This is a genomic window from Streptococcus oralis ATCC 35037 (assembly GCF_900637025.1).
Classification (GTDB): domain Bacteria; phylum Bacillota; class Bacilli; order Lactobacillales; family Streptococcaceae; genus Streptococcus; species Streptococcus oralis.
This window is the reverse complement of record NZ_LR134336.1, coordinates 398,170-417,105: the sequence shown is the minus strand read 5'-3', so window position 1 is coordinate 417,105 and position 18,936 is coordinate 398,170. Positions and strand designations below refer to the sequence as shown.

The 18,936-nt window shown below is 44.7% G+C and carries 16 protein-coding genes; 3 read left to right on the top strand and 13 right to left on the bottom strand.

Features of this window, described 5'->3' with window-relative positions; genetic code table 11:
* The first annotated feature begins 96 nt into the window (after positions 1–96).
* On the top strand, positions 97–714 hold the full coding sequence (locus tag EL140_RS02075) for a TVP38/TMEM64 family protein (RefSeq protein WP_000076176.1): 618 nt from the start codon (positions 97–99) through the stop codon (positions 712–714).
* Between the two features lie 46 nt (positions 715–760).
* Here EL140_RS02075 and scrK read toward each other — a convergent pair whose 3' ends face one another.
* A complete protein-coding gene (scrK, locus tag EL140_RS02070) occupies positions 761–1,648 on the bottom strand; it encodes a fructokinase ScrK (RefSeq protein WP_000164278.1) in 888 nt (295 codons plus the stop codon).
* A 158-nt stretch (positions 1,649–1,806) separates the two neighbouring features.
* Positions 1,807–3,693, bottom strand: a complete 1,887-nt coding sequence (locus tag EL140_RS02065) for a sucrose-specific PTS transporter subunit IIBC (protein WP_001064514.1) — start codon at positions 3,691–3,693, stop codon at positions 1,807–1,809.
* 377 nt (positions 3,694–4,070) lie between these two features.
* Here EL140_RS02065 and EL140_RS02055 point away from each other — a divergent pair, with 377 nt between their 5' ends.
* Together EL140_RS02055 and EL140_RS02050 are read left to right on the top strand one after the other, a co-directional pair.
* Positions 4,071–5,525 carry a sucrose-6-phosphate hydrolase gene (locus EL140_RS02055; RefSeq protein ID WP_000455338.1) on the top strand — a complete coding sequence of 485 codons (1,455 nt, stop codon included), beginning with the start codon at positions 4,071–4,073 and terminating at the stop codon, positions 5,523–5,525.
* Positions 5,506–6,471, top strand: a complete 966-nt coding sequence (locus EL140_RS02050) for a LacI family DNA-binding transcriptional regulator (RefSeq protein WP_000225985.1) — start codon at positions 5,506–5,508, stop codon at positions 6,469–6,471. Before EL140_RS02055 ends, EL140_RS02050 begins: the two co-directional genes overlap by 20 nt.
* Positions 6,472–6,621: 150 nt before the next feature.
* Here EL140_RS02050 and EL140_RS02045 read toward each other — a convergent pair whose 3' ends face one another.
* The 11 genes from EL140_RS02045 to gmk form a co-directional block, all read right to left on the bottom strand.
* Entirely contained in the window at positions 6,622–7,896 is a 1,275-nt protein-coding gene (locus tag EL140_RS02045; protein WP_000831271.1) for a hydroxymethylglutaryl-CoA reductase, degradative, read from the bottom strand.
* Complete coding sequence (locus EL140_RS02040; RefSeq protein WP_004181031.1) at positions 7,896–9,068, bottom strand: hydroxymethylglutaryl-CoA synthase; 1,173 nt, start codon at positions 9,066–9,068, stop codon at positions 7,896–7,898. The genes EL140_RS02045 and EL140_RS02040 overlap by 1 nt, the downstream gene beginning before the upstream one ends.
* A 118-nt stretch (positions 9,069–9,186) precedes the next feature.
* Positions 9,187–9,642, bottom strand: coding sequence for a threonine/serine exporter family protein (locus EL140_RS02035; RefSeq protein WP_000176902.1), 456 nt, complete (start codon positions 9,640–9,642; stop codon positions 9,187–9,189).
* A gap of 1 nt (position 9,643) precedes the next feature.
* The gene (locus EL140_RS02030) at positions 9,644–10,402 is read right to left on the bottom strand and encodes a threonine/serine exporter family protein (RefSeq protein WP_000344539.1); all 759 of its coding nucleotides are present in this window, start codon (positions 10,400–10,402) and stop codon (positions 9,644–9,646) included.
* Positions 10,403–10,488: 86 nt separating this feature from the next.
* Positions 10,489–12,390 (bottom strand): Stk1 family PASTA domain-containing Ser/Thr kinase, encoded by a 1,902-nt coding sequence (pknB, locus tag EL140_RS02025; RefSeq protein ID WP_000614521.1) that lies wholly within the window; start codon positions 12,388–12,390, stop codon positions 10,489–10,491.
* Positions 12,387–13,127 (bottom strand): Stp1/IreP family PP2C-type Ser/Thr phosphatase, encoded by a 741-nt coding sequence (locus EL140_RS02020; protein WP_000401527.1) that lies wholly within the window; start codon positions 13,125–13,127, stop codon positions 12,387–12,389. Before EL140_RS02020 ends, pknB begins: the two co-directional genes overlap by 4 nt.
* Positions 13,128–13,142: 15 nt before the next feature.
* Positions 13,143–14,456, bottom strand: coding sequence for a 16S rRNA (cytosine(967)-C(5))-methyltransferase RsmB (gene rsmB / locus EL140_RS02015; RefSeq protein ID WP_002874284.1), 1,314 nt, complete (start codon positions 14,454–14,456; stop codon positions 13,143–13,145).
* Positions 14,449–15,384 carry a methionyl-tRNA formyltransferase gene (gene fmt, locus EL140_RS02010; protein WP_000163670.1) on the bottom strand — a complete coding sequence of 312 codons (936 nt, stop codon included), beginning with the start codon at positions 15,382–15,384 and terminating at the stop codon, positions 14,449–14,451. Before fmt ends, rsmB begins: the two co-directional genes overlap by 8 nt.
* 12 nt (positions 15,385–15,396) lie before the next feature.
* Positions 15,397–17,793, bottom strand: a complete 2,397-nt coding sequence (locus EL140_RS02005; protein WP_000150595.1) for a primosomal protein N' — start codon at positions 17,791–17,793, stop codon at positions 15,397–15,399.
* A 65-nt stretch (positions 17,794–17,858) separates the two neighbouring features.
* The gene (gene rpoZ, locus EL140_RS02000; RefSeq protein WP_002874282.1) at positions 17,859–18,173 is read right to left on the bottom strand and encodes a DNA-directed RNA polymerase subunit omega; all 315 of its coding nucleotides are present in this window, start codon (positions 18,171–18,173) and stop codon (positions 17,859–17,861) included.
* A gap of 24 nt (positions 18,174–18,197) precedes the next feature.
* A complete protein-coding gene (gmk, locus tag EL140_RS01995) occupies positions 18,198–18,824 on the bottom strand; it encodes a guanylate kinase (RefSeq protein WP_000775041.1) in 627 nt (208 codons plus the stop codon).
* Between the last annotated feature and the right edge of the window lie 112 nt (positions 18,825–18,936).

The following is an 18,936-nucleotide window of genomic DNA, read 5'->3' as shown; positions in this document are numbered from 1 at the left end:
CATTTTACCACACTTATTTCACCAGTCAGATAATCCAGATAGTTTTTATTATCAAAATATGGTATAGTAGTATCATACTATCTATGAGGAGTTTACATGTCACAGGATAAGCAAATGAAAGCTGTTTCTCCCCTTCTACAGCAAGTCATTAATATCTCATCTATCGTCGGGGGAGTCGGCACCTTGATTTTCTGTATTTGGGCCTATCAGGCGGGTGTTTTACAGTCCAAGGAAACCCTATCGGCCTTTATCCAGCAAGCTGGGGTTTGGGGACCACCACTCTTTATCTTTTTACAGATCTTACAAACCGTCGTTCCGATCATTCCGGGAGCTTTGACCTCAGTGGCTGGGGTCTTTATTTACGGCCACATCATCGGGACTATCTATAACTATATCGGCATCGTAATTGGCTGTGCCATTATCTTTTACCTTGTGCGCCTCTACGGAGCCGCCTTTGTTCAGTCCGTCGTCAGCAAGCGCACCTATGACAAATACATCGGCTGGCTAGATAAGGGCAATCGTTTCGAGCGGTTCTTTATCTTTATGATGATCTGGCCTGTCAGCCCAGCTGACTTTCTCTGTATGCTGGCTGCCCTGACCAAGATGACCTTCAAGCGCTATATGATTATTATCATTTTGACCAAACCCTTTACCCTAGTGGTTTATACTTATGGTTTGACCTACATTATTGATTTCTTCTGGCAGATGTTTTGAGAATAGAAAAATCCGTTTGGTTTCCCAAGCGGATGTTTTGTTTATTTTATTTTGCGACACTCTTAGCAAGAACAAAGTTTCCAAGTGTGGCAGAACCATTTCCTGCAACTGCTGGCGTCACGATATAGTCACGCACGTCTGGTACTGGTAGGTAGCCATTGAGAAGAGCTGTGAATTTCTCACGCACACGGTCCAGCATGTGTTGTTGGGCCATAACCCCACCACCAAAGACGATCACATCTGGACGGAAAGTCACTGTAGCATTGACCGCAGCTTGAGCGATATAATAGGCTTGAACATCCCAGACAGAACTGTTGAGTTCGATGTTTTCACCACGAATACCTGTACGGGCTTCGAGACTTGGACCAGCCGCAAAACCTTCCAAACAGCCCTTGTGGAAAGGACAAACGCCGTTAAATTCTTTTTCCTCGTCCATTGGGTGTTTAGCCACATAGTAGTGACCCATCTCAGGGTGACCGACACCTCCGATAAACTCACCACGTTGGATAACACCTGCACCAATCCCTGTACCGATCGTGTAGTAAACCAAGTTTTCGATACGACCACCAGCATTGTTACGAGCAACTACTTCACCATAGGCAGAGCTATTTACGTCAGTGGTGAAATACATGGGTACGTTGAGGGCACGACGTAGGGCACCAAGTAGGTCTACATTTGCCCAGTGAGGTTTTGGAGTCGTTGTGATAAAGCCATAGGTTTTTGAGTTTTTATCGATATCGATAGGACCGAAGGAACCGATGGCAAGACCTGCAAGATTGTCGAATTTTGAAAAGAACTCGATGGTTTTATCGATAGTCTCGATAGGAGTTGTTGTAGGAAACTGTGTTTTTTCTACAATGTTAAAATTTTCATCCCCGACAGCACAGACAAACTTTGTACCGCCCGCTTCTAAGCTTCCATATAATTTTGTCATGATAAACCTCTTATCTTTGTTTTCTCTATTATAGCACATTTTAAAGGGCTAGATTTCTCAATATTTTAGATTTTCCTCTGTAAATCTTACCATCCAAGTAAAAACGAACAAACATAATATTTGTTCGTTTTATTTTTAAATCTGATTTTCGAAGAGGACTAGGCTTTCACTTCGATGATAGCGTCACCCTTGACAACTGAACCGCTTGCGACTGGTGTCACAGAAGCATAGTCTGCTGTGTTGGTTACGATAACCATTGTTGTATCATCAAGACCTGCAGCAGCGATTTTGTTTGAGTCAAATGTTCCAAGAACGTCACCAGCTTTGACCTTGTCGCCTTGAGCAACTTTTTGTTCAAAGCCTTCACCGTTCATAGTCACCGTGTCGATACCAACGTGGATCAAGATTTCAGCTCCATTTGCTGTCTTCAAACCATAAGCATGTCCTGTAGCAAAAGCAATCGATACTTCTGCATCAGCTGGTGCGTAAACCACGCCTTGGCTTGGTTTCACTGCAATCCCTTGTCCCATTGCACCACTTGAAAAGACTGGGTCGTTAACATTCTCAAGAGCAACCACGTCCCCAACGATCGGAGTTTGGATTGTTTCATTTTGAGGAGCTACTGGAATGTTACCAGTCGTTTCTTCTTGAACCAAACGTTCTGTCGCTACTTCAGAAGCAACTTCTTTTTCGTCCTCGTAACCAAACATGTAAGTAAGGGCAAAACCAAGAACGAATGATACAGCTACCATAAGAAGGTATTGGAACAATTGACCATTCCCAACGTACAACATTGTACCAGGGATGATGGTGATACCATTACCAGTACCAGCAAGTCCAAGGATTGAAGCCAATCCACCACCGATAGCACCAGCAATCAATGAAAGGAAGAATGGTTTACGGAAACGTAAGTTTACCCCGAAGATAGCAGGCTCTGTAATACCGAGGAAGGCAGAAAGAGCAGCTGGGAAAGCAAGTGTTTTTAGTTTAGGATTTTTCGTTTTAACACCAACCGCAACAGTTGCAGCCCCTTGAGCTGTCATAGCAGCAGTGATGATAGCGTTGAATGGGTTGGCATGGTCCGCAGCAAGCAATTGCACTTCAAGTAAGTTGAAGATGTGGTGCACACCTGATACGACAATCAATTGGTGAACCCCACCGATGACCAAACCACCAAGACCAAATGGCAAAGCAAGAATTGCTTTTGTTCCGAGAAGGATATAGTTTTCAACAACGTGGAAGACTGGTCCGATGACAAAAAGTCCAAGGATAGACATGACCAAAAGTGTCACGAACGGTGTCACCAAGAGATCCAAGACATCTGGAACTACTTTTCGGAGGCCTTTTTCAAACTTGGCTCCGACCACCCCAATGATGAAGGCTGGAAGAACAGAACCTTGCAAACCAACAACAGGAATGAAGCCAAAGAAGTTCATAGCTGTTACTTCACCACCTGATGCTACTGCCCAAGCGTTTGGAAGTGAACCAGAAACCAGCATCATACCGAGGACGATACCAACGGCTGGATTTCCACCGAATACGCGGAAGGTTGACCATACAACCAAACCTGGCAAGATGATGAAGGCTGTATCTGTAAGGATTTCTGAGTAAATCTTCACATCATCTGGAAGTGTCATTCCAAGAGCGTTCATGAGACCACGAAGACCCATGAAGAGACCAGTTGCTACAATAACTGGGATGATTGGCACGAAGACATCACCGAAAGTACGGATAGCACGTTGGAACCAGTTTCCTTGTTTAGCAGCTTCTGCTTTCATGTCTTCTTTAGAAGAGGTTGGCAAACCAAGTGCAACGACTTCGTCGTACATCTTGTTTACTGTACCAGTACCAAAGATGATTTGGTATTGACCTGAGTTAAAGAAAGCTCCTTGAACTTTATCCAAGTTCTCAATCACTTCCTTATTGATTTTCCCTTCATCTTTGACCATGACACGTAGACGAGTCGCACAGTGGGCAACACTGTTGACATTTTCACGTCCGCCAAGGGCTTCGATGACTTTTTTTGCAATATCCTGATTGTTCATTTGCAAAAATCTCCTTATAAAATTTTGTTCTTGTTTGAAAGCGATTTTATTCGCCCTACGACTATTATTTTATCACGTTTCTAAAATATGTCAAGCGTTTTGCAGAAATTTTTATTCCCTTTCTTTTTTCTCTGATTATTTTTGCTCGTTTTTGAGGGAAATTCTCTTTTTCCTCAAAAAAATATCTTTATACTTGAGGAATCAAGGCTTTTGTTTACATTTTCTTTCATTTTTTCGTGAAAATTTGCCAGATTTCCTTTACTTGATTCATGGCAATCGTTTGACATATTTTTCTTTTTTTTAACATAAAAGACTTGCTTTTTTTGCCGAAAACGTTTACTATTATTATAGAATAGAACTTTTGGAGGAAAGATAAAATGGAATGGACAACCGAGCGCCGTTACAGACGCTATGAAGACTGGTCTAATGATGAAATCAAGCAAATCAAGGAAAAGATGGCACAATCTCCTTGGCATACTCGTTACCATGTCGAGCCTAAAATGGGGCTTCTCAATGATCCAAATGGCTTTTCTTATTTTGATGGCAAATGGATTCTCTTTTACCAAAACTTCCCCTTCGGTGCAGCCCATGGATTGAAGTCTTGGGTGCAGCTTGAAAGTGATGATTTAGTGCACTTTACAGAAACTGGAGTCAAAGTTTTGCCAGATACTCCATTAGATAGCCACGGTGCCTACTCTGGTTCTGCCATGCAGTTTGGCGATCAGTTGTTCCTATTTTATACTGGAAATGTCCGTGATGAAAATTGGATTCGTCACCCTTACCAGATTGGTGCTCTGATGGATAAGGATGGCAAGATTACAAAGATTGACAAGATCTTGATTGACCAGCCATCAGACTCTACTGATCACTTCCGTGACCCACAAATTTTCAACTTTAAGGGGCAATATTATGCCATCGTGGGTGGTCAAGACTTGGAGAAAAAAGGCTTCGTCCGTCTCTATAAGGCTATAGATAATGACTACACCAACTGGCAAGCAGTTGGCGAACTTGACTTTGCTAACGATCGCACTGCCTACATGATGGAATGTCCAAATCTAGTCTTTGTAGGGGAGCAACCTGTCCTTCTCTACTGCCCACAAGGATTGGATAAGGCTATTCTAGACTATGACAATATCTATCCAAACATGTACAAAATCGGGGCTTCCTTTGATCCTGAAAATGCCAAAATGGTCGATGTGTCTCCATTGCAAAATCTAGACTATGGTTTTGAAGCCTATGCAACGCAAGCCTTCAACGCTCCAGATGGACGTGCACTAGCAGTAAGTTGGCTTGGGTTACCAGATGTTTCCTACCCATCTGACCGTTTTGACCACCAAGGAACCTTCTCATTGGTCAAAGAACTCACTATCAAAGATGGCAAACTCTACCAATACCCTGTCGCAGCCACCAAAGAACTCCGTTCTTCTGAAGAGGTCGTCTCAAACCGTACTCAAACCAATAACACCTATGAACTCGAGCTCAACTTGGAGACCAATAGCCAAAGCGAGATTGTCTTGCTTGCTGATAAAGAAGGCAAGGGGCTTTCAATCAACTTTGACCTTGTCAATGGACAGGTGACAGTGGATCGTAGTCAGGCTGGTGAACAGTACGCCCAAGAATTTGGTACGACTCGTTCTTGCCCTATCAATAACCAAGCTACAACTGCTACTATCTTCATCGACAAGTCAGTCTTTGAAATTTTCATCAATAAAGGAGAAAAAGTATTTTCTGGTCGTGTCTTCCCACATGCAGACCAAAATGGTATCCTCATCAAGTCTGGAAACCCAACTGGAACTTACTATGAATTAGATTATGGTCGCAAAACTAACTGATGTCGCAAAACTTGCAGGCGTCAGCCCTACTACCGTCTCACGGGTCATCAATAAAAAGGGGTATCTATCTGAGAAAACCATTCAAAAGGTTAATGAAGCCATGCGAGAATTGGGCTACAAACCCAACAATCTGGCTCGAAGCCTCCAAGGAAAATCTGCCAAGTTGATTGGACTTATTTTTCCAAACATCAGTCATGTCTTTTATGCGGAGTTGATTGACAAGTTGGAACACCAACTCTTCAAAAATGGCTACAAGACCATCATCTGCAACAGCGAACACGACTCTGAAAAAGAACGAGAGTACATTGAAATGCTGGAGGCCAATCAGGTCGATGGTATCATTTCTGGAAGTCACAACTTGGGAATCGAAGACTACAATCGTGTGACAGCACCGATCATTTCCTTTGACCGAAATCTATCACCAGACATCCCTGTCGTCTCCTCTGACAACTACGGTGGCGGTGTCCTCGCAGCCCAAACTTTGGTCAAGACTGGCGCCCAGTCTATCATCATGATTACAGGAAATGACAATTCCAACTCACCGACTGGACTGCGCCATGCTGGCTTTGCCTCTATTCTCCCGAAAGCGCCTATTATCAATGTTTCGAGTGATTTTTCTCCCGTCCGAAAAGAAATGGAAATCAAAAATATCTTGACCCATCAGAAACCAGATGCGATTTTTGCTTCAGATGATTTGACAGCTATCCTGGTTATCAAAATCGCTCAAGAGCTGGGAATTTCTGTTCCTGAAGATCTCAAGGTCATCGGCTATGATGGGACCTACTTTATCGAGAACTACTATCCTCACCTGACAACGATTAAGCAACCTATGAAAGAGATTGCCCACCTCACTGTCGATCTTCTCTTACAGAAGATTGAAGGCAAAGAGGTCGCGACAACTAGTTACTTCTTACCAGTCACACTATTACCAGGAAAAAGTATTTAATACTCTTCGAAAATCTCTTTAAACCATGTCAGCTTCCATCTGCAACCTCAAAACAGTGTTTTGAGCAGCCTGCGGCTAGTTTCTTAATTTGCTTTTTGATTTTCATTGAGTATAAACACAAGAAAACTCAGACGAATTCGTCTGAGTTTTTTATGATCTTAAGTTTTCGAGATAGCGCTGGGCTGTCTCTAAGTTAAAGGTTTTATCTGCGATGAGGCGCTCAACGAGGGGAGCTACCTCGGACTCACTAGCACCTGCTAGGAGCGCTAGGGATTTGGCCTGTAATTTCATGTGGCCTTGCTGGATGCCCGTACTTACTAAGGCTTTGAGGGCCGCAAAGTTTTGGGCAAGACCGATGGACACGATAATCTGAGCCAATTCCTTGGCTGAAGGATTTCCTAGTAGTTCATGACTGAGGGCTACACGAGGGTTGAGACCGATAGAGCCACCCTTGGTCGCTACCGGCATGGGCAGGGTCATCTGGCCGACCAATTCTTCTTTTTCCATGTCCAGCGTCCATTGACTAAGACCTTGATAGCGCCCGTCTCGACTGGCAAAGGCATGGGCCCCAGCTTCGATAGCACGCCAGTCATTACCCGTGGCGATTAAAATGGCATCAATACCATTAAAAATCCCTTTATTATGGGTAGCCGCTCGGTAGGGATCAGCCTGCGCAAACTGGCTGGCCAAGGCTATTTTCTCCGCAATTTCTCGTCCTTGGTCCCTTTGGGGACTCAAGTAGCGAAAGGCGATACGACAGCTTGCAGTCACCAGAGAATCAGTCGCGTAGTTGGACAGGATCCCCATAAGGCTCTGTCCCTGACTGAGTTCTTCTAAGACTGGTTTCAAAGCCTCCAGCATGGTGTTGAGCATATTGGCTCCCATGGCTTCCTGAGTATCGACATGAAGATAAGCAACGAGAAAGTCTGTTTCTCCCTTGATCTGCTCTACATGCAAATCACGCGCCCCGCCACCACGTTTGACGATAGAAGGATAGGCTTGATTGGCAAGTTCCAAGAGTTCGGCTTTCTTGCTGGCAATCTTTTCTTGCGCTTGTTCAGGATCAGCAACTTGATAAAGGGCTACCTGACCAATCATCTGGCGCTCATGTACTTGAGCAGTAAAGCCACCTGCTCGCTTGATGATTTTACTAGCATAGCTGGCCGCAGCAACCACTGAGGGTTCTTCTGTCACATAGGGAACTGTGTAGTCTTTACCATTCACCACAAGCTCTGGAATAATGGAATAAGGCAGAGAAAAAGTTCCCACTACATTCTCACTCAGCTGGTCTGCAACTGCCAAGCTGACTTGTTCATCCTGCTCCAGACTGGTTTGCTTTTCAGGACTAAGGAGCGCCTGAGCTTTCAGTAACTCAAGGCGCTCATGGTATGACTTTTTAGAAAATCCATTCCAACTTCTCTTCATTATTTTTCAACCTTGCTATAACGGCGTTGGTGGTCGACAATTTCAACCAAGGCATAGTCTTGATGTTCATAACCTGCAAATTGGGCTGAACCAGATTCATCCAACTGCAATTCTTCGAAGAAGACTTTTTCATAGTCTGCAACAGACAATGCTGTACGTTGCTTTAGTTTGCTCAAGCGATCTTTGTCGAGATAAGCCTCATAGCCTTCAACCAGTTCTCCACTAAAGAACTCTGAAACCGCTCCACTTCCGTAACTGTAGAGGACAATTTTATCTCCAGCTTTCAAATTTTCTGCATTTTCCAAAAGGGAGAGAAGCCCGAGGAAGAGGGAACCTGTGTAGATATTCCCAATCATCTGACTGTAGAGAATGGACTTATCAAAGTTTTCTTGCAAACTATCCTGCTTCTCCTGAGATAGAGTCTTGTCCATCATCTTGCGCAAGCCTTTTAGGGCCAACTTAGGATAAGGCAAATGGAAGCAGATAGCCGCAAAGTCATCCATCGTCCAATCATAGCGTTTCTTGTATTCATCCCAAGTCGTTGTCAGGCAATCAAGATACTGTTGGGTCGAGTACATGCCGTTTACATAAGGAGTGCTTGAGTAGTTCGGACGCCAGAAATCCATGATGTCGCGTGTTTGGGCAACATTATCATTGTTAAAGGCCATGATGCGTGGATTCTGAGTAATCAACATCGCCACACTTCCAGCACCCTGAGTTGGCTCACCTGGAGTTCCCACACCATACTTGGCAATATCACTGGCAATGACCAAAACCTTAGACTCTGGAGAATTTTCCACATGCAACTTGGCATAATGAAGGGCAGCTGTCGCTCCATAGCAGGCTTCTTTGATTTCAAAGCTACGGGCGAAAGGCTGAATGCCTAATAGGCCATGAACAAAGACTGCCGCTGCCTTACTCTGGTCAATCCCTGACTCGGTCGCCACGATGACCATATCGATTTCTTCTTTTTCTTTTTCTGTTAAAATAGAGTTGCTTGCACTGGCTGCCAAGGTAACAATGTCCTCAGTCAGTGGCGCAATACTAATTTCATTTAACAAGAGGCCCTTGCTAAATTTTTCGGGGTCAACTCCCCTCGCTTCTGCTAAGTCTTGTAATTTCAAGACATATTGACTGGTCGCAAAACCAATCTTATCAATACCGATTGTCATATTTACCTCTGTTTTTTCATTCATTGTAAAAAATCGTTTCATTCTATTTTATCACAAATAGGAACAAAAGAGAGAAAAAAGACTTGATTCAACAAATCAAGTCTTTGCTTTGACTGCATTAGGAAGAGATTCCTCGTTGTTTTCGGATGTAGTAATAAAGCTTTAGAATTACCGTTCCACTTGCCATTCCAATAGAAATAACGAGGGCTAACATAACCACCAAAGTCGCGCTGGCAATAGCATGGCTGTAATCGCCTGTCACAAAGAAAGCTGTCGTTCGATAGGATAAATAACCTGGCACCAAGGGGGCAAGAATAGCCAAGACAAAGACCACCGCTGGTGTCTTATAGACAATACTTAAAATCTGACTGATGCAAGAGCCAATTACTGCTGCGATAAAGGTCGCAATAATAACATTGGTTGGTTCTTTGAGCACGAGATAGAGGAGCCAAACACCCATTCCCAAAATACCACCAGGTAGGAGCATGGAGCGTTGAACATTCAGTACGATTAGAAAGGTGATAATGGCGAGTAAACTCGCTACTGCTTGGAGTAAAATACTTGTTAGAGTCATCTTATGTCATCAAAACTAGGGCGACGGAGGTACCGGCCCCTAAAGCGAGGGTAATGAGCAGGGATTCAAACATCTTGCTCATACCAGAGTTGATATGGTTGGTCATGATATCCCGTACCGCATTTGTCAGAGCAATCCCTGGAACAAAGGGCATGACCGCTCCTGCTATAATCAGGTCTGCTGTCGAAGGAAAGCCTGTATAGCGGGCCCAGAACTGGGCGATCAAGCCGAAAACAAAGGCACCTGCAAAGGCCGTTACAAAAGGAATGCGGACAAACTTCTCGACATAGAGAGAGAAGGCAAATCCAAATAAAGTTGCAATAGCTGCACCAAAAGCGTCATAAACATTGCCCCCAAACATAATCGAGAAGAAAGGGGCACTGAGGGTCGCTGCTACAGTCACTTGGAACTTTGTATAAGGAAGGGCTTGATTACCAATTTCTTTGAGCTTTTTAAAGGCTGTCGAGAGATCAATCTGCCCGCCCACAAGCTCCCGTGATACTTGGTTGACATCGCAAACTTTTTCAATGTTATAAGAGGATGAGGTCACCCGTTTCATCCGAGAAATATTGGTATTTTCAATAGAAAAGAAAATAGCTGCGGGCATGGCAAGAACATTGCAATCCAATATTCCCTGCGAATGGGCAATACGGATCATCGTATCCTCGACCCGATGAATCTCTGAGCCACTTTTCAGGAGAATGGTTCCTGCTAGCATAATCACATCAATGACGGCATTCAACTCTCTCGATTCGTCCATTTTCTCCTCCTTTTTCTACTCCCTATATTTTATCACAAAATCTTGTGAAAAAAAATCTTTGTCATGAAATCATGACAAAGATTCGTTTAATCTCGAGAACTTTCGTGAGATCCTTCATTATTGGATGAACTGCTAGAAGGAGTGTGCCCTTGTTGATTTCCTTGTTGGTTCCCCTGGTTTGGACTTGTAGGAGAACCCTGGTTCCCACGTTGGGCAGGATTAGAGGATGAAGTTGACGGTGGTGTTTTTGGTTTGTAGATGGAAAGTTTGATACGCGTACTTGCAAGATCAACCAGTTCTCCTGCTCTTGGCGTTTGACTTACAACAGTTCCTTCTGCCGTTCCTTCAGGGGCAGTCGATACTTCAACAACTTCGATATTAGCCTCTTTTACTCCAACAATCTGAGTCAGATTATTCTTAGTAAATTCGAGACTTGAACCAATGTAGCTAGGCATGCTGACACTAGTCACCTTCTTAGCCACTGTTAAGGTAATCGTAGTGGCTTTTGAGAGATCATAAGTCGAACCCGAAGCAGGGGTCTGTCTGATGACGATTCCAGGTTCGCTTTCATTGGATTCTTCCTCTTCCATCTTGATTAGATTTTCAGGAACCTTCTTCTCCTTGAGTTCGGCTACGACATCCGTATACTTGCGTCCAACATAATTGCTCAATTGGAAGGATTGCTTACCAGAAGAAACGATCAAATTAACCTTGGTTCCTTCTTTTCGGCCGCTACCAGCTTCTGGATCCGTTCGAATAACACGTCCCTCTGCTACTGTATCGCTGGCCTCTGACTTTTCTTCACCAGCTTCAAATTTGGATTTTTTAAGAGCTTCCTTAGCCTCTGCAACGGTTTGTCCAGCCACATCAGGAATGGGAATCGTTGCAGGTGTTCTAGACAAAATCCAGACCAAAGAGGCCGCAACCAATAGAAGACTAGCTAAAAGAATCATATAGCGAGCCTTAAACTTCCGTTTTTTAGCTGGCTTTGGCGCAGGTGCTGGCTCAGCGACTGGTTGGGTTGCTTTCTTTGGCTGAGGGCGTTCTTCCTGCGCCGGAGCTTTAGGAATCGATGTCAGTGTACTTTGTGGAACTTTTGGTAAAGCCTTAGTGTCTGCCTTACTCGCATCGTCAAAGACCAGTTTCGGTTCATTCCGACGATTATAAGACAAGCTAGTTGACAAGTCCACATACATTTCTGAAACAGACTGATAACGGTCTGACAGCTTCTTAGCAGTCGCCTTGATGACAACATTTTCTAAAGCCTGAGGGACAGATGGGTTTTCAGCTATGACGGACGGAAGTGGCTTCTGGAAATGCTGGAGAGCAATCGTAACTGCACTATCCCCATCGTAAGGAATATGACCAGTCAGCATCTCATAGAAGATAATCCCCATTGCATAGATATCACTCTGGAAGGTCGCTTTAGAACCACGCGCTTGCTCAGGTGACAAATAATGAACAGAACCCAGCATCGAGTTTGTCTGAGTCAGACTGGTCTCCGCAAAGGCTACGGCAATCCCAAAGTCCGTGACCTTAGCTGTGCCGTCAGGTGTCAAGAGGATATTTTGAGGTTTCAAATCCCGGTGAACGATTCCTCGAGTATGGGCTAAGCGCATCGCCAAGAGAATTTGCCCCATGATCCGAACCGCTTCTTCATTTGAAAGAGGATAGTGTTCTTTAATATAACGCTTGAGGTCAAGGCCTGCTACGTATTCCATAGCTAGGTACTGTTGACCGTCTTCCTCACCAATATCTGTTATCCGAACGATATGAGGATGGTCCAGATCCGCCATGGCCCTCGCTTCCCGCTGGAAACGTGCCACAGCAATCGGGTCCGTCTGGTAGTTGGTCCTCAGGACTTTCACTGCCACTTCTTCCCCGTCTAGGATCAAATCCTTGGCCAAGTATACATCTGCCATGCCTCCTCGACCAATCTGCTTGACAATCCGATACCGCCCGGCAAAAATCTTGCCGATTTGGATCATTCTGCTGCCTCCTCGTTCATGTAAACAAGGGCAACCGTAATGTTGTCTAAACCTCCTGCATTGTTAGCAAAACGAATAAGGGTTGCCGCCTTGTCTGCTAGGGAAATATCGCTAGTTACGATATCATAAATCTCACTTGCCGAAATCATATTGGTCAAACCATCACTATTGAGCAAGAGATAATCTCCTGACTCCAATGTAATCATCCCAAAATCTGGCTGGATTTCATCTTTTTGTCCGATAGACTGGGTGATGATATTCTTTTGAGGGTGAGTTTCTGCTTCTTCTGGAGTCAATTGACCAGCCTTGAGCAATTCGTTGACCAAGGAATGGTCACTCGTCAACTGGTGGTATTCTTCTCCACGAATCAAACCGATACGAGAATCTCCAATGTGAGCATAGATGGCTTGGTTGTCAATAAACGCAACAGCTTCTAGCGTTGTTCCCATGCCTCTGTATGCTTCGTCCTGACCTAGTTGATGAATTTTTTGATTTTCAATCTCCAGGTAGTGGGCAAACCACTCACGAACTTCATTGACTGAGTCAATTTGGGTATCCACCCAAGCCACACCAAGGTCTGTTACCGCCATCTCACTAGCGATATTTCCTGCACGGTGTCCTCCCATCCCGTCAGCCAAGATGATCATAGTGCGTCCTGCTCGGTTGACAAAGTGATTGACATAGTCCTGATTATTTGTCCGTTTCTGACCAACATCTGTTAATAATGCTATTTCCATTGTGTCAGTTCCTTCCTATTCTGATATCTTGCGAAATTGGCTGATAAAGAATCCATCACTTCCATACAATTCTGGAGTAATCAGGATGCAGCCATCTTTCAGGATATCTTTACATTCATGTTCTAGTTTAACCTGCTCGAACTCGGGATGACTTTCTAAAAACGCCTCAACAACTTGAAAGTTCTCCTCTGAGACAATAGTACAGGTACTATAAGTTATTATACCACCTTTTCGTAGCGTTTGACAAACACTACCTAATATTTCCAGCTGAATTTCCTGTAATGATGTGAAATCTGCTGTTTCTTTATTGTATTTGATGTCTGGTTTGCGACGTAAAAGTCCAATTCCAGAACAGGGAGCATCTACTAAAATCTTATCAAAAGAGTCCCGACCGAAAAACTCATGCACTTTTCTGGCATCCAATTTTTGCGTTTGCACTCGATCTGCCACACCCAGACGCTCCGCATTTTCTTGGATCAAGTCCAACTTATGATCATAAAGATCCAAAGCCGTCACCTTACCAGATGTGAGGTAAGAAGCCATATGGGCTGTTTTCCCACCAGGAGCCGCACAGGCATCCAGGACCTGTTCATCACCTTGTAGATCAAGAGTCGGAGCAACCAGTTGACTGGACTCGTCTTGGATGGTTATAGCCCCTTCTGCGAACAAATCATGTCCTGCAAAGTGGCCTTGCTCCTTGACCAGACCAGTGGCAGCCAAAGGGGAATCAGCCGCCTCTAACACGGCTTTGATTTCCTCTTTTCGACTCAAGTCAGTCACCCGGATGCTGGCTTTGTTACGCACCAAGAGACTTTTAAAGATGGCTTTGGCTCTCTCCTCTCCGTATTCTTCCTTGAGCTTGGCAACTAGCCAAACTGGGAGAGAATAAGCAATGGAATCACGCTTGTTTTTGCGTTTGATACTGTCAATGTCTGGCCAGCCTTCTCGCAAGATACGACGCAGGACGGCGTTGACTAATTTTTCACTGCCTTTTTTACGGGCTTTGGCTAGATCTACCGCTTCATTAACAACAGCGTGATTAGGAATCTTATCCAGATACCGAAGTTGGTAGGCGCTCAGAAGGAGCAGGATATAGAGCCAGTTATCTAACTTATCTCTGTCTTGGATAAAGTGGGACAGGTACCATTCCAGAGTTAGTTTTCGGGCTACCGTACCGTAGACAATCTCTGTCACCAAGCCCTTATCTGCTGCTGAGAATTGACTGCCTTTGAGGTGTTTATTTAAGGCAATATTGGAATATGCTTGGTTAACCAAAACATCCTCTAGCACTGCTAGAGCTAGACTTCTAGCCGTTTCTACTTTAGTCACCAAATCGTTCTCCTATAGTCAATGTACGTCCAACTCCGTTGAGGAAGGAAGCAATATCCATCTTAGGTTTGCCTGCTGGCTGCACTTGTTTGAGAGACAAAGCTCCTTCTGCCGTTGCGACAATCAATTCCTTCTTGCCGATAGAGAGGATTTCACCTGGATTACCCTGACCTTCTACTGGCAGGGCTTCATAAATCTTAAAGCGGTCTCCCTTGAGAAAAGTGTGGGCAACAGGCCATGGATTCATGCCTCTAATTTGGTTAAAGAGTTGACGGTTAGTCTTATTCCAGTCCAATTTTTCTTCCTCTGGTTTGATATTTGGCGAGAAAGTGACCTGGCTTGGGTCCTGAGGCACGGGCTTGATCTCCCCAGCAATATAGCCAGGAAGGGTGTCCAAAAGCAAGTCACGACCAACAATGGCTAATTTCTCAAACAAGGTTCCAACATTATCCTCATCAGTGATAGGAATACTGCGACGGGAAATCATATCTCCTGCATCCATTTCCTTAACCATCTCCATAATGGTCACACCAGCTTCCTCATCCCCTTGAATCAAGGCATAATGAATGGGGGCGCCACCACGGTGTTTTGGAAGAAGGGAAGCGTGAACGTTGATCGCAAAATCCATGCTATCAAGAAGTTTACTTGGGAGGAACTGCCCAAAAGCAGCGGTCACAATCCCATCTGCCCCTAGCTTCATAATGGCTTCCATCTCTGGACTTCCAGATAATTTTTCAGGCTGGTAGATAGGAAGGCCTGCTTCTTTGGCAGCCTGCTTGACTGGGGTTTCTTGGATGACTTTTTTACGACCGACAGCGCGATCTGGCTGGGTCACAACAGCTAGAATCTCGTAACGGTCATCTGTCAAAAGTCCTTTTAAGACTGTCGCTGAAAAGTCGGGTGTCCCCATAAAGATTAGTTTTGTCATTTCTTCTCCTTCTTATAAAAATTGCTGCGGTTCGTGGTCAATGCTGAGACGAAGCTCGCTATTTTCCCGTTCTTGAGTCAAGGCCAAAACTCGATTGAGAGTCTGTCCCAGCTCATCTTCTAAACGGTATTTAATCAAAATCTGGTAATGATAAAGGTTGTGAGTACGGGCAATGGGTTTTGGCGTTGGTCCAAGGATTTTACTAGTTTCCGATAAACCTGAGCGCAAAATTCCCATAACTTCATAGGCACGTTTGACAACCTCTTCTTCTTTCTTGTGAGAGAGGGTAATCCCAATGGTGAAATAATAAGGTGGATAGCCGAGTTGACGCCTAATACTCATTTCATAGGCGTAAAAACCTTCATAGTCCTGTTCCTTGGCAAAACGAATGGCATAGTGCTCCGGATTGTATGACTGAATCAAGACCTGCCCAGCTTTTTCCGCACGACCTGCCCGTCCTGCCACCTGAGTTAAGAGTTGGAAGGTTCTCTCAGAAGAACGGAAATCAGGCAGATTCAAGGCTGTATCCGCATTGAGGACTCCGACTAGGGTCACATTTGGAAAATCCAAGCCCTTAGCAATCATCTGAGTTCCCAATAAGATATCTGCTTCCCCTCGGCCAAACTGGTCAAGAAGAGCTTGGTGACTGCCTTTCTTGCGGGTCGTATCCACATCCATCCGCAGAATGCGAGCCTGAGGAAAGAGTTCTGCCAGTTCATCGTAAGCTTTCTGAGTCCCCGTCCCGTAGTAACGAATACTGCGGCTTTGACAGTTGGGACAGACATGAGGAATCCCCTTTGAAAATCCACAGTAATGGCAGTTCATGGTCTTGGTATCCATGTGGAGAGTCAGAGAAATATCACAGTTGGGACAGCTATCTACCGTTCCACACTCCCGACACATAACAAAACTAGAATAACCCCGACGGTTGAGCATGAGGACTGCCTGTTCTTTTTTATCCAAACGGTCTCGAATGGCCTCTAGCAAAGGAGGCGTAAAGTTTGATGTCTCATTCTGCCCGATATAGTCCCGAAAGTCAATCACTTGAACTTCAGGAATAGTGGCTAAAGGATTGGCCCGTTGGGTCAGACGTAAGTGTTGATAGACACCTTTTCCAGCACGCGCACGGCTCTCTAAGCTCGGTGTCGCTGAGCCAAGGACTAGGGCTGCTTGATTGTACTGGGCCCGTAGAATGGCGACCTCTCTAGCATGATAACGGGGATTGCTGTCTTGTTTGTAGCTAGCTTCATGCTCTTCGTCGATAATTATAACACCTAGATTTTTCAAAGGAGCAAAGATAGCTGATCGAGCGCCAACAACAACTTGGGCATCGCCACGCTCAACCTTGCGCCATTCGTCGTACTTTTCACCATTGGACAGGCCTGAGTGAAGAATGGCTACTTTCTCACCAAATCGAGCAATAAAACGCTCCGTCATTTGTGGCGTCAGAGAAATCTCAGGCACCAGCAAAATAGCCGTCTTACCCTTATCCAAGGCTCCTTGGATAATCTGCAAGTAAACCTCCGTTTTCCCACTTCCTGTAATCCCTTGAAGGAGGAATGGAGGCTGTTGACTACCAATAGCACTGACAACCGCATCGCGAGCTTGTCTTTGCTCTGGGTTCAGCTCCAAAGGTGTACTTGCTTCAATGCCTTCAAAATAAGCAGCTGAACGTTGCACTTCCTTTTGGACTATAGACACAGCACCTTGTTCCACAAAGAAGTTGACTTGCTCCCGTGAGTAGGAATCTAACAAACTAGCCAGAGGAGCGCTTTCAGGATGAGCTAGCAAATAGTCTCTCAGCTCTGCCTTTTTCTTAGCACGCGCAGAAATCTCAATCTTCTCTAGTCGAGTAGCATCAACCTCATACCAAGACTGGGTCTTGACCTTCTTTTGATCGACTGCCTGGTATTCTAGGCGGAGCAAACCTTTCCTGGTCAAGCGCATCATTTCTGCCTGCTTAGCAAGGTCTAGAGAAGAAAAGGCTAGCGAATCTTCTGAACCAAACAGACGCTCTCGGTCTGCCTGACTCAGACCTTCCAGAGGATAGAGAATCTTATCATAACTGGAGTTTAAAAATCCTGGAAGCATGGCTTTTAGGATGGAGATTTTGTAAGAAAAGACGGACTTGCGTAATTCCTCAGCTAGCCAAAGTTGCTCCTGAGTCAAGACGGGAGAAAAGTCTAGGACTTCTGCAATCTCTTTCAAGTCCTGATCAGCCACTTCTTCATCCGACTGGGACTCCAAGCCTAGCACAATTCCTTGGATCAAACGATTGCCTTTACCGAAGGGGACATGGACCCGCATACCGACTTCCAGCATCTCTTCAAATTCCTCTGGGACCTTATAACTATAGGGCTGGTCCGTCTGCATCAGGGGAACATCCACGATAATCTTTGCGATAGTCATCTTCTCACCTCCTTCTTGTCAGTACATTCTTGCAATAGAAAAAATAAGATTGAGTCCCCCCAACCTTAAATTTTTTCACCATCTTCTTTTTCTTTAGCAATTTGCTCTTTGATTTTCTTTTCTTCTTCTTCTTTGCGGCGTTTTTCTTCTTCGATACGGAGACGAACTGCTTCACGTTTTCCTTCTGGATCTGGGTGAATGGTTACATTTCCAGACTCGATTTCTTCCAAAGCACGAAGAGTTGATTTTTCAGACTTAAACTCTTGAGTTGCTGGCGCACCTGCTTCTAGTTCGTGGGCACGTTTTGCTTCCAAGATTACGAGTGAATATTTTGATGGTACCTTGTCCAGCAAGGTATCGATAGAGGGTTTTAACATCATTTGCTTGTACCTGTTTCCTATAGTTTATCGAGTAGTTGGAGATTTTGGCAACATCTCCTGGTAGTGACCAATGACACGGTCCACACGGAAGTGTTCTGCTTCGATCACACGCTTGACACGTTCAGCAGCGAGGGGCACCTGATCGTTGACAATGGCATAATCATACTCACGCATGAGAGCAATTTCTTCCTTGGCTTTTTCGATTCGTTGGGCAATCACTTCCGCGCTATCTGTTCCACGACCCACCAAACGATCTTGCAATTCATCCAAATCTGGTGGCGTTAGAAAGATAAAGACAGCGTCTGGAACCTTTTTCTTAACCTGAAGGGCTCCTTGGACTTCAATCTCAAGAAAGACATCGATTCCCTTGTCCAGAGTTTCATTGACATAGGTCAGAGGAGTTCCATAGTAGTTACCGACATATTCTGCATATTCCAACATCTGACCTTGACGGATCAGCTCTTCAAACTCTTCACGAGTACGGAAGAAATAGTCCACCCCGTCCACTTCACCAGGACGTTGCGCACGCGTCGTCATCGATACAGAGTATTGAAATTGATTCTCAGAACTCTCAAAAATCTCTCTTCTAACCGTTCCTTTCCCAACTCCTGAAGGACCAGAAAAAACGATTAGCAAGCCTCGGTCTGCCATTATATCTCCTTTAGTTAGTCTGTGAAATAAAGTGAAATTTTTCTCGGATACTGATGATAAGGTCAGTTATCCTTCTACAGTCTTTCTATCTAGTGTAACAAAAAAGCAGTAA

Coding starts and splice junctions, on each gene's coding strand:
- EL140_RS02065 (WP_001064514.1), bottom strand. CDS start 3,693: ATGAACAATCAGGATATTGCAAAAAAAGTCATCGAAGCCCTTGGCGGA.
- EL140_RS02020 (WP_000401527.1), bottom strand. CDS start 13,127: ATGGAAATAGCATTATTAACAGATGTTGGTCAGAAACGGACAAATAAT.
- EL140_RS02005 (WP_000150595.1), bottom strand. CDS start 17,793: ATGACTATCGCAAAGATTATCGTGGATGTTCCCCTGATGCAGACGGAC.
- fmt (WP_000163670.1), bottom strand. CDS start 15,384: ATGACAAAACTAATCTTTATGGGGACACCCGACTTTTCAGCGACAGTC.
- EL140_RS02040 (WP_004181031.1), bottom strand. CDS start 9,068: ATGACAATCGGTATTGATAAGATTGGTTTTGCGACCAGTCAATATGTC.
- pknB (WP_000614521.1), bottom strand. CDS start 12,390: ATGATCCAAATCGGCAAGATTTTTGCCGGGCGGTATCGGATTGTCAAG.
- scrK (WP_000164278.1), bottom strand. CDS start 1,648: ATGACAAAATTATATGGAAGCTTAGAAGCGGGCGGTACAAAGTTTGTC.
- EL140_RS02050 (WP_000225985.1), top strand. CDS start 5,506: ATGGTCGCAAAACTAACTGATGTCGCAAAACTTGCAGGCGTCAGCCCT.
- EL140_RS02045 (WP_000831271.1), bottom strand. CDS start 7,896: ATGAAGAGAAGTTGGAATGGATTTTCTAAAAAGTCATACCATGAGCGC.
- gmk (WP_000775041.1), bottom strand. CDS start 18,824: ATGGCAGACCGAGGCTTGCTAATCGTTTTTTCTGGTCCTTCAGGAGTT.
- EL140_RS02055 (WP_000455338.1), top strand. CDS start 4,071: ATGGAATGGACAACCGAGCGCCGTTACAGACGCTATGAAGACTGGTCT.
- EL140_RS02035 (WP_000176902.1), bottom strand. CDS start 9,642: ATGACTCTAACAAGTATTTTACTCCAAGCAGTAGCGAGTTTACTCGCC.
- EL140_RS02030 (WP_000344539.1), bottom strand. CDS start 10,402: ATGGACGAATCGAGAGAGTTGAATGCCGTCATTGATGTGATTATGCTA.
- rpoZ (WP_002874282.1), bottom strand. CDS start 18,173: ATGATGTTAAAACCCTCTATCGATACCTTGCTGGACAAGGTACCATCA.
- EL140_RS02075 (WP_000076176.1), top strand. CDS start 97: ATGTCACAGGATAAGCAAATGAAAGCTGTTTCTCCCCTTCTACAGCAA.